The organism is Sphingomonas astaxanthinifaciens DSM 22298, assembly GCF_000711715.1.
In the GTDB taxonomy this organism is placed as follows: Bacteria; Pseudomonadota; Alphaproteobacteria; order Sphingomonadales; family Sphingomonadaceae; genus Sphingomicrobium; species Sphingomicrobium astaxanthinifaciens_A.
The window spans coordinates 225,600-236,761 of sequence record NZ_JONN01000002.1 but is presented as its reverse complement, the minus strand read 5'-3'; the positions used below and the strand labels follow the sequence as shown (position 1 = coordinate 236,761).

The following is an 11,162-nucleotide window of genomic DNA, read 5'->3' as shown; positions in this document are numbered from 1 at the left end:
GAAAACATGGTCGCTCGGCCCACCTAGAAGGGGCGGAAGATCGACAGGATCGGGATGTTGTTGAGGATCGCCTTCTGCGTCTTCTTCACGCTCGACCCGTCGACCACGATGATGTCGCCCGGATAGACGGGCGGATCCTTGGCGGCGCCGCGGCGGATCTCCTGGAGGTCGAAGGCCGCGGCCTGGCGCTGGCCGCCGATGGTACGGAAGACCGCGACCCGGCGCAGATTGGCGTCCTCGCTGGCGCCGCCCGACAGGGCCACCGCCTGGAGCAGGCTGAGCGGACCGCTGACCGGGAAGGAACCGCTGTTCTTGACCGAGCCGTCGACCGTGATGGTCCGGCGGGTCGAGGACTTCACCCCCACCGCGATGTCGGGATTGACCAGATATTTCGCGCCATAGGCCGCGGTGATCTTCTGGTCGAGCTGGGCGGTGGTGAGGTCCGCCGCCTCGAGGCTTCCGATCAGCGGCATGTTGATGCGGCCGGTGAGGTCGACCTCATAGTCGCCTGACAGGTCCTTCTGCCGGAAGACATTGACCGACAAGGTATCGAGCGGCGCGATCCGGTAGTTTTCCTCGAGGCTCAGCGCCTTGGGCTGGTCGGGCGGGGCGAGCGCGACATCATAGGGAATGTTTCCCCCACGGGTGTCGGCGCATCCGGCCAGGAGGATCATCAGCGAAGGGACCACGAGGGTCAAAGCATTGGACTGAAAGCGCATCCTGATCCCAATTCTACAGTCCCCCGCGGACCACCCTAGTGCAATCATACCGGATTCAACAGCGTCAATCGCTGGGACCCGCCCTTTGTTGCAGATACCAGGGCATGGCTTCGCCGAGCCCCGCGGCAATGTCGTGGGTCGGCTGGTAGCCGAGGAGATTGCGCGCCTTGGCGATGTCGGCCTCGCTGTGGCGGACGTCGCCGGCCCGGAAGTCGCCATAGACGGGCTCGACCGCGAGTTGGCGGCCGTGCTCGGCCAGGCCCTCCTTAAGGAGCGCGAACAACCGGTTGAGGCTGGTGCGGTCGCCGACCGCGACGTTGAACACCTCGCCCTGGACCTCGTCGGGACCAAGCGCCGCGAGCAAATTGGCCTGGACCGCATTGGCCACGAAACAGAAGTCTCGGCTGGTTTCCCCGTCGCCGTTGATCGTCACCGGCGCGCCGGTCAGCAGGGCGTCGAGCCACCGCGGGATTACCGCGGCATAAGCGCCATGCGGGTCCTGGCGCGGGCCGAAGACATTGAAATAGCGCAGGCCCGTCGCCTTGTAGCCATAGCTCCGGGCATAGACGGCCGCATAGATTTCGTCGGCGAGCTTGGTCACCGCATAGGGCGACAGCGGATTGCCGGTCCGCTCCTCGCGCTTGGGCAGATTGGGTTCGTCGCCATAGGTCGAGGACGAGGCGGCATAGACGAAGCGCGGGACACCGGCGGTGCGCGCCGCGTCGAGCATGTTGAGAAAGCCCGTGACGTTGACGTCGTGGCTGGTCAGCGGGTCGGCGAGCGAGCGCGGGACCGAGCCCAGCGCCGCCTGGTGGAGGACGACGTCGGCCTCGGCGCAGACCGCGGCGCAGGTCGCGCGGTCGCGGATGTCGCCGGTGACGAGGCGGAAGCCCCCTGCCCGCTCCGGTCCGACCGCGGCGAGTAGTTCGTCGAGGTTGCGCTGGTGGCCGGTCGCGAAATTGTCGAGCCCGATCACCTGCTGGTCGAGGCGAAGCAGCGCCTCGACCAGGTTCGAGCCGATGAAGCCGGCGGCGCCGGTCACCAGCCAGCGGCGCGGGGCGGCGCGCAGCGCTTCCAGCCGGGGCGCGAGGCCGGGCGACGCGAACAGAGCCTCAAACATCAAGTGTCTCCGATTCGTGGAAGCCGTCGACCGTATCGATCAGCCAGCGCCGGTCGCCCTCGATCCCGAGCGCGGTCAGCCGCCCGGTCTGATAGGCGCCGGTATCGATTCCGATCCGCGAGCCGACTTCCTCGACCGCCTCGCTGATGGTGTGCCCGTGGACCACGACCACGCCATGGTCGCGCCGGTCGGACAGGAACGGTTCGCGGATCCAGCGCAGGTCGTGCAGGTCCTGCTGCTCGACCGCGACCCCGGGACGGATCCCGGCATGGACGAACAGATAGTCGCCGAAGCGCAGGCTGTCGGCGCAGGCCGCGAGATAGTCGCGGTGCGCGTGCGGGATTGCGCTGGTGATCCGGGCGCGGGCGTCGGCCGGCGCGAGCTTGCCGATCTCGGACGCGTCGGCGCCATAGCTGCGAAGCGTCTCGGCCCCGCCGAAGCGAAGCCAGCCGGCCAGCTGGTCGGCCTGGCCGTCGAGGATCCGAAGCAGCACTTCCTCATGGTTGCCGGCGATGGCGACGACCTGGAACCCCGGCAGCGCCAGCGTCCGCAACCGCTCGATCACCCCGGCCGAGCGCGGTCCGCGATCGATGAGGTCGCCGAGGAAGACGATGAGCCCCTTCGCATTGGGCCGGGCCTGGTGGTCGGCGACGATCTCATCGAGCAGCTTGTCGAGCAGGTCGAGGCAGCCGTGGACGTCGCCCACCGCATAGGCGCGCCAGCCCTTCATGCCGCGCGGCCTCGGGGGAGCGGAGGAGAAGAAACGCCGGACCATCAGCGCGCGCCCTAGGCTGCCTTTCCTGTCAGGGCGATGACTTGCCGCGCATAAGCCGCCACCACCAGTCGTTCGTCATATTCGCGTTCGGCGATCACGCGCGCCTCGCGGCCCCACTGCTGCCACTGGGCCGGCCCGGCGGCGAGGAAGCGCTCGACCGCCTCGGCGATGGACGTGGCCGAGCGGACCTCGAACAGCAGGCCGTTCATCCCGTCGCGGACGATCTCGCGGCAGCCCGGAACATCGGCGGCAAGCAGCGGGCGCCCCATGGCCGCGGCCTCGAGCAGCGCCTTGGGCATTCCTTCGCGATAGGAAGGCAGGATCACCGCATCGGCGGCGGCGATATGGGGGCGGACGTCGTCGGTCCGCCCGGCATGGGTGACGAGGCCCTCGGCGACCCAGGCCGCGAGTTCGTCGGCACCGATCGCGGTCCGGTTCTGCGCGCCGAGCTCGCCGAGCAGGGTCAGCCGGAGGCCCGGGTGCCGGGGTTTCAGGAGCCGCATCGCCTCGGCCAGCTCGCGCACGCCCTTGTCGCCCAGGAGCCGCCCGACGAACAGCAGCTCGGCTTCGCCCGGCGCGCGGGGCTTGAGCGGGGTCGCGCGAAAGGCGCGGCAGTCGACCCCCGAGCCCGGAAGCAGCGCGACCTGCCCGCGGCGGACCAGCCCCTTGGTCTCGAAAAGGGTGGCATCGTCGCGGTTCTGGAAGAAGATCGTCGGAAGGCCGCGAAAGGCCTCGCGATACATCGCCGCCTGGACCTTGAGCAGGAGGCCGCCGCGAATGAAGCCGGTCCCCAGTCCCGAGACATTGGGAAGCAGCGGCACGCCCGTCGCTCGCGCCGCCAGGCCTGCGTAGAGATTGCCCTTGGGCGTGAAGCTGAGGACCACCGCCGGCTGCACCGCCCGGAACAGGCGGATCAGCGCGAGGATGCTGCGCAGCTCGGCCAGCGGCGCGGTGCCGTCGGCGATCAGCGGCACCCGGTGCGTGACCAGCCCCGGCACGTCCGCGTTCCCCTCGGGCACCACCGCTTCGAGCCGATGCCCGGCGGCACGCAGACCGCGCACCAGCCCCGCCCGCTGGTGGGCGAGGTTCCAGCTGCTGTTGGCGACGAGAAGGATCGGACCGGCGGGCACGGGGCTCGCCGTTAGGGCCAAAAGCGTGACATGCAAGCCACGATCCGGGCTTTTTCAGGCATCACGAAACTTTGCGCGGCCCCCCTCGTTCGTGCGGCGAAGCCGCTCCTGACCGGGGTGGTTTGCGGGAGAAGTCTGGATGCCGAAAATGTTTGTTGCGTCGCGAATGGCCGCGTTGATGGCCTGTGCGTCCCTTGTCGCCGCCGAACCGGCCATGGCCGCCGTGCAGGCCGCTCCCGTTTCCTACAGCCCGTGGGCCGCGCTCTCGGCCTTTGCCGCCCCCGCCTCGAGCCAGGCACTCTGCGGTGCAGCCGCGTCGGCAGCCGCCACCGCCCAGTCGGCGACCCCCGGCTGCGTCCTTCCGGCGACCGACGCCCCGGCCCCCGTTCCGGCGGGTGAGCCCGCGCCTCCGGTGGTGGCAACCGGCGGCGGGCTGGGCGTCATTCCGCTGATCGCGGGCCTCGCGGTGCTGGGCGGCCTCGCCGCGCTGCTGCTGTCGAAGGACAAGGACAACGACCAGATCGCGATCAGCCCCGCCTGATCGATCTTGCTGAGGCGGTCGGCTCCCCCCGGGAGCCGGCCGTCAGTCGTTGTCGGCGATGAACTTCTCGACGACGGGCGCGATCCGCTCGCGCCACTTGCGGCCGTTGAAGATGCCGTAATGGCCGACCCCCTTGGCCAGCAGATACTTCTTCTTGTCGGCCGCAAGCCCCTTGGCGAGCTTTAGTGCCGCCTTGGTCTGCCCAACCCCGGAAATGTCGTCGCGCTCGCCCTCGATGGCGAGCAGCGCCGTGCGGGTGATCGCCTGCGGATCGACCCGTGTCCCCCGGTGCAGCATCTCGCCCTTGGGCAGCAGGTGGCGCTGGAAGACGGTGTCGACCGTCTGGAGATAGAATTCGGCCGTCATGTCGGCGACCGAGCGATATTCGTCGTAGAAGGCGCGGGTGTTGTCGGCGCTTTCCTCGTCACCCTCGACCAGATGCTTGAACATCTCCCAGTGGCTGATGAGGTGCGAGCCCAAGTTCATCGTCATGAAGCCGGCGAGCTGGAGAAAGCCCGGATAAACCTTGCGCCCGCCGCCCGGATACATGTTGGGGACAGTGCAGACGACGTTCTGCTGGAACCAGGCATGCGGCCGCTCGGTCGCCAGCGTGTTGACCGCGGTCGGCGCCTCGCGCGTGTCGATCGGCCCACCCATCATGGTGAGGCTCCTCGGGGTCGCGGGGTGCTTGGCGGCATTCATCAGCGCCACCGCGGCATAAGCGGGAACGCTCGGCTGGCAGACCGCCAGCATGTGCGCGCCGGGGCCGACCTTCTCGAGCCAGCGGACGAGATAGTCGATGTAATCGTCGAGGTCGAAGCCGCCGTCCTTCATTGGCACGTGCTTGGCGTCGCGCCAGTCGGTGATGAAGACGTCGTGGCCGGGCAGCATCCGCTCGACCGTGCCGCGCAGCAGGGTCGCGAAATGGCCCGACATGGGCGCGACGATCAGCAGGCGCGGCTGGTCCTTGGGCGCGCCCTCCTTCACGAAATGCTTGAGCTGGCCGAACGGCAGCCGGTCGACGATCTCCTCGCGGACCGCCAGCGCCTTGCCGTCGAGCTCGACGCTCTTGATCGCGAATTCGGGCTTGCCGCGCGGCGCGGCGGCATGGGCGAAGACGTCGAGGCTCGCCGCGACGATCCCGCTCATCCCGTGATAACTCAGGGGGTTGGCGCTGCTGCTCCACCAGTTGGAGCCGAAATTCGCAAGCTGGCTTGCCCCCGCCAGCCAGGACCGCTGCACTTCATAGGCGTCGTAGAGCATCAACCCTCTTCTCAACCGGACCCCCGGACCAACCGGCATGGGCCCGAAAGGGTCCGCTGGCAAGCCGGAGCCGAACGCCGCGACCGGCGGCGGGACAGGCAAGGCGGCGGTCTTTGTTCTCGCGCCCGCCCCTGCTAGTCCGGCGCCCCTATGGCCACCACAATCGCCTCTGACGACAAGCCGCAGGGCCGCAGCCTCGGCAATCTCGCGCTCGTTTACCGTGCCGCGGCGCGCTACCCGGGCCGAATCGCCGGGGCGCTCTTGTTCCTTGGCATCAGCTCGGCGGCGACGCTCGCCATTCCGCGCGGCTTCAAGGAAGTGATCGACCGCGGCTTTTCGAGCGGGACGGTCAGCACCCCCGCCGTCAGCCAGGCTTTCCACTATCTGCTGATGATCGTGCTGGTCTTGGCGCTCGCCACCGGCCTTCGCTTCTATTTCGTCTCCTGGCTGGGCGAGCGGACCGTCGCCGACCTCCGCCGCCAGGTGCAGCGCAACCTCCTGACCCTGCCCCCGCGCTTCTTCGAGGAGAACCGCCCGAGCGAGATCGCCTCGCGGCTGACCGCCGACACCGCCATTCTCGAGCAGGTGGTTGGCAGCTCCATCTCCTTCGCGCTGCGCAATTTCGTCACCGGCGTCGGCGGGATCGTCTACCTGTTCGTGCTGAGCCCCAAGCTCGCCGGGCTGCTGCTCATCGCCATTCCCCTCCTGTTCGGCCCGATCATCCTGTTCGGCCGCAAGGTCCGCACCTTGTCGCGCGACAGCCAGGACCGGATCGCCGACGTTGGCTCCAACGTCAGCGAAGTCCTCGGTGCGATGAAGATCGTCCAGGCCTTCGGGCAGGAGAAGCGCGAGGAGCAGCGCTTCGCCGACACCGTCGAGCGCGCCTTCGCCACCGCCAGGACCCGGATGCGGCTGCGCGCGGTGATGACCGTGCTCCTGATCGGCATGTTCACCAGCGCGATCGTGCTGGTCATCTGGGAAGGCGCGATCGACGTCGCCGCGGGCCGCATGACGGGGGGCGACATCGCCGCCTTCGTTTTCACCGGCCTGCTGGTCGGCGGGGCCTTCGCGGCGCTGAGCGAGATCTACGGCGACCTCCTTCGCGCCTCGGGCGCCGCGGGCCGGATCGCCGAGCTGATCGCCGCCCGGGCCGAGATTTCAGCGCCCGCCAGCCCGGTCGCGCTGCCCGTTCCCGCGCGGGGCGCGCTGACCTTCGACGAGGTCGAATTCCGCTATCCCACCCGCCCTGACCAGAAGGCGCTCCACGGGCTCAGCCTTGCGGTCGCGCCGGGCGAGACGGTGGCGGTGGTCGGCCCCTCGGGCGCGGGCAAGTCGACCCTCTTCCAGCTCGCGTTGCGCTTCTACGATCCCCAGGGCGGCCGCATCTCGTTCGACGGCGTCGACCTGCGCGACTGCGATCCCGGCGACCTCCGCAGCCGCATCGCGCTCGTTCCGCAGGAGACGGTGATCTTCGCCGCCAGCGCGCGCGACAATTTGCGCTACGGCCGGTGGGACGCGAGCGAGGCCGAGATCGAGGCCGCCGCCCGCGCCGCCAATGCCCACGACTTCCTGACGGGACTGCCGCAGGGCTACGACACTTATCTCGGCGAGAGCGGCGCGCGCCTGTCGGGCGGGCAGCGCCAGCGCATCGCCATCGCCCGCGCGCTGCTCCGCGATGCGCCGCTGCTGCTCCTCGACGAGGCGACCAGCGCGCTCGACGCCGAGAGCGAGGCGTCGGTCCAGCAGGCGCTCGAGCGGCTGATGGAAAGCCGGACTACCGTGGTCATCGCCCACCGCCTGGCGACCGTCCGCGCCGCCGACCGGATCATCGTCATGGAGGAAGGCCGGATCGTCGAGGAAGGCAATCACGCGAGCCTGACCGCGCGCGGCGGGCTCTATGCGCGGCTTGCCCGGCTCCAGTTCGACGCCGCCGCATGACCCGCTACCGCCGCTCCCCCGACGCCCTCTCGACCGAGATCGGCGACGACGTCGTCGCCCTCCAGGCCGCGCGCGGCTTCGCCTTCGGCATGGAAGGGGTGACCGCCTCGGTCTGGCAGCTGCTTGCCGCCGAGCCGAGCGAAGACGAGATCATCGCTGCCCTGCTCGAGCAATATGAAGTCCCCGAGGCGACCTGCCGCTCGGACGTCGCTGCCCTGCTCGCCGACCTCGAGACCGAGGGCCTGATCGAAAGGGTCGCCGCGTGACCGAGCCCACAATCCTCGTCCAAGAATCCGGCGGCGTCGCGCGCCTGACCCTCAACCGCCCCGACCGGCTCAACAGCTTCACCGCCGCCATGCACGGCGAATTGCGCGACGCCCTCGATCGCGTTGCCGACACAGCTCGCGTGATCGTGCTGACCGGCGCGGGGCGCGGCTTCTGCGCCGGTCAGGACCTCAATGACCGCGCGGTCGCGCCGGGCCAGACGGTCGATCTCGGCGAGACCGTCGAGGCCAGCTGGAACCCGCTGATCCGCCGCCTCGCCACGCTGCCTCAGCCGGTCATCGCGCGGGTCAACGGGGTCGCCGCCGGGGCCGGCGCCAATGTCGCGCTCGCCTGCGACCTCGTCGTCGCGGGCCGGTCGGCAAAATTCATCCAGAGCTTCGCCAACCTCGGGCTCATCCCCGACAGCGGCGGCAGCTGGCACCTGCCGCGACTGGTCGGCCAGGCCCGCGCGCTCGGCCTCGCGCTCACCGCCGAACCCTTGCCCGCCGAGAAGGCCGCCGACTGGGGCCTCATCTGGAAATGCGTCGATGACGATGCGCTCGACGCCGAGGTCGATGCGCTGGCGGCGAAGCTCGCAAGCCTACCCCCGCTCGGCCTAGCCGCGATCAAGAAGATCATCCGCACCACCGGCGAGCGCACGCTCGACCAGGAGCTCGACCTCCAGCGCGACGAGATGCGCCGGCTGGGCTTCACCGAGGATTATCGCGAGGGCGTCGCCGCATTCCTCGAGAAGCGGCCGGCGGTCTACAAGGGCCGTTAGGGGACCGGCTTGCCGTCCTTGTTGCCGGGCGGCGAATAGCGACAGATCAGGTAGCGCCAGCCATTTTCGTCATGGATGGCGCAGCCGACGTGGGTCGTGCCCTTCCAGATCATCTGCGTGTAATGTGCGACATCCTCCCACCGCCCGGTGCGGGTGACCGCGGGGAAGAGGCCGGGGGTGAAGATCTTCTTCTCGTCGACCCACATGGTCGCGAGGCTTTCGGGCGTGCCGCGCCAGTCGAGGTCCATCGCGAGGTTCTCGCGCTGGCCGGGGCGCTCCTCGCGCGGGGAATGGACCAGCCGCCCGATCGCCGCCAGCCGCGGGCCGTAGCTCGCCGCGCTCCGCGCCAGTTCCTCGTCCCAGACCAGGGGCGGCGCGCCGACCTCGGCGCGGGCCTGGTTGTGGACCGCGAGCAGGCGCTGGGCGAGGCCGTCCGTCTGCCGCGGCGGCAGGGCGGGCGTCACCGCCGAGGCGGCCACGGCAAGGGCGAGTCCCAGGACCATGGCGGCAAATCTGCGCCCGCGCGGTTGAGGGAGCGTTGCGGGCATTGGTTAACGTCGCCCGGCTTTATCGCGCGGGGCGGCTCGCCTAGAGCAGCCGCATGAAAACCGCCCAGCTCCTCAATTACGCCCGCGACCAGTGGACCCCCGGCGACGCCGCCAGCCTCGTCGAACTGCCGAGCGCCATTGACGGCAGCCCGGTCGCGCTGACCGGCTCGGGCGGGCTCGACTTCGGCGGCATGGCCCGCTTCGCCCGCGAGACCGGCGGTCCCGCGCTCCGGGCGATGACCTTCCACCAGCGCGCGCGGATGCTGAAGGCGCTCGGCCTCGCCATCCTTGCGCGCAAGGAAGAGCTGTACGAGCTCAACTATGCCACCGGCGCGACCCGCAAGGACGGCTGGATCGACATCGAGGGCGGCGCGGGCACCCTCCTCTCCTTCTCGTCCAAGGGCCGCCGCGAGCTTCCCGACGCGCAGGTCCTGCTCGATGGGCCCGTCGAGCCGCTGTCGAAGTCGCCGCACTTCATCGGCCAGCACGTCTACACCCCGCTGCAGGGCGTCGCGGTTCACATCAACGCGTTCAACTTCCCCGTCTGGGGCATGCTCGAAAAGCTCGCCCCGACCATCCTCGCCGGCGTCCCCGCCATCGTGAAGCCGGCGAGCGCCACCGCCTGGCTGTGCGAAGCCGCCTTCCGGGTGATGATCGAGGCGGGCGTGCTTCCCCCCGGCGCCGTGCAATTGGTGGTGGGCGGGGTCGGCGACCTGTTCGATCATCTGACCGGCCAGGACGTGGTGAGCTTCACCGGCTCGGCCGCGACTGCGCTCAAGCTGCGCACCCACCCGGTGATCCAGCGCGAGAGCGTCAAGTTCATCGCCGAGCAGGACAGCCTGAACGCCTCGCTTCTCGGCCCCGACGCCGCCCCCGGCACGCTCGAATTCGACCTGTTCGTCGCCGAGGTCGTCAACGAGATGACGGTCAAGGCGGGCCAGAAGTGCACCGCCATCCGCCGCGCGATGGTGCCAACGCCCTTCCTCGACGCCGCCGAGCAGGCGATCGCGGCCAGGCTTGCCGCGCTCCCCGTCGGCGACCCGCGCGACAAGGGAACGGGCATGGGCGCGCTCGTCAGCCAGGCCCAGCGCGACAGCGTCCGCGAGGCGATCGCTGCCATCACCGCGGCCGGCGCGCGGGTGGCGGCGGGCGATCCCGAGGGCCGGATCGGGCCCGACGGCGGCGCCTTCATGGCCCCCGTCCTGCTCCGCGCCGACGACCCCTGGGCCTGCGCCGCCGCGCATGACGTCGAGCCCTTCGGGCCCGTCGCGACGCTCATGCCCTATGCCGATCTCGCCGACGCGGTCAGCCTAGCCAACCGCGGCATGGGCAGCCTCGCCTTGTCGCTCTTCACCAATTCGGGCGAGGCGGCGCGCGAGTTCGTCGCGGGCGCGGGCGCTTTCCATGGGCGGATGCTGGTCATCGACCGCACCAACGGCAAGGATTCCACCGGCCACGGCTCCCCCCTCCCCGTCCTCGTCCATGGCGGCCCGGGCCGCGCCGGCGGCGGCGAGGAGATGGGCGGGGTGCGCGGCGTCACCCATTACATGCAGCGCACCGCGCTTCAGGGCTCGCCGGCGATGATCGCGGCGATCACCGGCCAGTATATTCCCGGCGGGCCCAAGCATGTCATCGAGGCGCATCCCTTCCGCAAGCGGATGAGCGAACTCCACATCGGCGACACGCTCCGGACCAGGAGCCGCACCGTCACCATCGAGGACATCGAGCATTTCGCCCATTTCACCGGCGACACCTTCTACGCCCACATGGACGAGGAAGCGGCCAAGGCCTCGCCGATCTTCGAGGGCCGCGTCGCCCACGGCTATCTCATCCTGAGCTTCGCCGCCGGCCTGTTCGTCGACCCCGATCCGGGCCCCGTGCTCGCCAACACCGGCCTCGAAAACCTGCGCTTCCTGACCCCGCTCTATCCGGGCGATTCGATGCGGGTCGAGCTGACGGTGCGGAGCAAGAGCCTCAAGAGCGAGGAAACCGGCGTCGTCCGCTGGGCGGTCGAGATCTTCAACCAGAAGGACGAGTTGGTCGCGACCTACGACCTGCTGACGGAGAACGTGCCCTGATGGCC

The 11,162-nt window shown here is 69.8% G+C and carries 11 protein-coding genes; 5 read left to right on the top strand and 6 right to left on the bottom strand.

The window, feature by feature from the left end; translation table 11 throughout:
* Positions 1–23: 23 nt before the first annotated feature.
* The 4 genes from BS69_RS0112215 to BS69_RS0112200 all read right to left on the bottom strand — a co-directional run bounded on the left by BS69_RS0112215 (position 24) and on the right by BS69_RS0112200 (position 3,744).
* Positions 24–674 carry a polysaccharide biosynthesis/export family protein gene (locus BS69_RS0112215; RefSeq protein ID WP_051676801.1) on the bottom strand — a complete coding sequence of 217 codons (651 nt, stop codon included), beginning with the start codon at positions 672–674 and terminating at the stop codon, positions 24–26.
* 109 nt (positions 675–783) lie between these two features.
* A complete protein-coding gene (locus BS69_RS0112210) occupies positions 784–1,839 on the bottom strand; it encodes an SDR family oxidoreductase (protein ID WP_051676800.1) in 1,056 nt (351 codons plus the stop codon).
* Positions 1,832–2,569 (bottom strand): metallophosphoesterase, encoded by a 738-nt coding sequence (locus BS69_RS0112205; RefSeq protein ID WP_245605164.1) that lies wholly within the window; start codon positions 2,567–2,569, stop codon positions 1,832–1,834. Before BS69_RS0112205 ends, BS69_RS0112210 begins: the two co-directional genes overlap by 8 nt.
* 56 nt (positions 2,570–2,625) lie before the next feature.
* Positions 2,626–3,744 carry a glycosyltransferase family 4 protein gene (locus BS69_RS0112200; protein ID WP_029942232.1) on the bottom strand — a complete coding sequence of 373 codons (1,119 nt, stop codon included), beginning with the start codon at positions 3,742–3,744 and terminating at the stop codon, positions 2,626–2,628.
* Positions 3,745–3,958: 214 nt separating this feature from the next.
* On the opposite strand from BS69_RS0112200, the gene BS69_RS14350 reads away from it, so the two are divergent.
* On the top strand, positions 3,959–4,285 hold the full coding sequence (locus tag BS69_RS14350) for a hypothetical protein (protein ID WP_029942231.1): 327 nt from the start codon (positions 3,959–3,961) through the stop codon (positions 4,283–4,285).
* 42 nt (positions 4,286–4,327) lie between these two features.
* On the opposite strand, the gene BS69_RS0112190 is transcribed toward BS69_RS14350, so the two are convergent.
* A complete protein-coding gene (locus BS69_RS0112190) occupies positions 4,328–5,548 on the bottom strand; it encodes a polyhydroxyalkanoate depolymerase (protein WP_029942230.1) in 1,221 nt (406 codons plus the stop codon).
* 150 nt (positions 5,549–5,698) lie between these two features.
* Here BS69_RS0112190 and BS69_RS0112185 point away from each other — a divergent pair, with 150 nt between their 5' ends.
* From BS69_RS0112185 to paaG, 3 genes are read left to right on the top strand one after another with little or no spacing between them, the layout of a single operon-like run.
* Entirely contained in the window at positions 5,699–7,486 is a 1,788-nt protein-coding gene (locus BS69_RS0112185) for an ABC transporter transmembrane domain-containing protein (RefSeq protein WP_029942229.1), read from the top strand.
* A complete protein-coding gene (locus BS69_RS0112180; RefSeq protein WP_051676799.1) occupies positions 7,483–7,752 on the top strand; it encodes a PqqD family protein in 270 nt (89 codons plus the stop codon). The genes BS69_RS0112185 and BS69_RS0112180 overlap by 4 nt, the downstream gene beginning before the upstream one ends.
* The gene (paaG, locus tag BS69_RS0112175; protein WP_051676798.1) at positions 7,749–8,531 is read left to right on the top strand and encodes a 2-(1,2-epoxy-1,2-dihydrophenyl)acetyl-CoA isomerase PaaG; all 783 of its coding nucleotides are present in this window, start codon (positions 7,749–7,751) and stop codon (positions 8,529–8,531) included. Before BS69_RS0112180 ends, paaG begins: the two co-directional genes overlap by 4 nt.
* On the opposite strand, the gene BS69_RS0112170 is transcribed toward paaG, so the two are convergent.
* Entirely contained in the window at positions 8,528–9,034 is a 507-nt protein-coding gene (locus BS69_RS0112170; RefSeq protein WP_029942226.1) for a CAP domain-containing protein, read from the bottom strand. The genes paaG and BS69_RS0112170 overlap by 4 nt on opposite strands.
* A 98-nt stretch (positions 9,035–9,132) precedes the next feature.
* Here BS69_RS0112170 and paaZ point away from each other — a divergent pair, with 98 nt between their 5' ends.
* Positions 9,133–11,157 carry a phenylacetic acid degradation bifunctional protein PaaZ gene (gene paaZ / locus BS69_RS0112165; RefSeq protein ID WP_029942225.1) on the top strand — a complete coding sequence of 675 codons (2,025 nt, stop codon included), beginning with the start codon at positions 9,133–9,135 and terminating at the stop codon, positions 11,155–11,157.
* Positions 11,158–11,162: the final 5 nt, after the last annotated feature.

Coding starts and splice junctions, on each gene's coding strand:
- BS69_RS0112215 (WP_051676801.1), bottom strand. CDS start 674: ATGATCCTCCTGGCCGGATGCGCCGACACCCGTGGGGGAAACATTCCC.
- BS69_RS0112210 (WP_051676800.1), bottom strand. CDS start 1,839: ATGTTTGAGGCTCTGTTCGCGTCGCCCGGCCTCGCGCCCCGGCTGGAA.
- BS69_RS0112205 (WP_245605164.1), bottom strand. CDS start 2,569: ATGAAGGGCTGGCGCGCCTATGCGGTGGGCGACGTCCACGGCTGCCTC.
- BS69_RS14350 (WP_029942231.1), top strand. CDS start 3,959: ATGGCCGCCGTGCAGGCCGCTCCCGTTTCCTACAGCCCGTGGGCCGCG.
- BS69_RS0112190 (WP_029942230.1), bottom strand. CDS start 5,548: ATGCTCTACGACGCCTATGAAGTGCAGCGGTCCTGGCTGGCGGGGGCA.
- BS69_RS0112185 (WP_029942229.1), top strand. CDS start 5,699: ATGGCCACCACAATCGCCTCTGACGACAAGCCGCAGGGCCGCAGCCTC.
- BS69_RS0112180 (WP_051676799.1), top strand. CDS start 7,483: ATGACCCGCTACCGCCGCTCCCCCGACGCCCTCTCGACCGAGATCGGC.
- BS69_RS0112170 (WP_029942226.1), bottom strand. CDS start 9,034: ATGGTCCTGGGACTCGCCCTTGCCGTGGCCGCCTCGGCGGTGACGCCC.
- paaZ (WP_029942225.1), top strand. CDS start 9,133: ATGAAAACCGCCCAGCTCCTCAATTACGCCCGCGACCAGTGGACCCCC.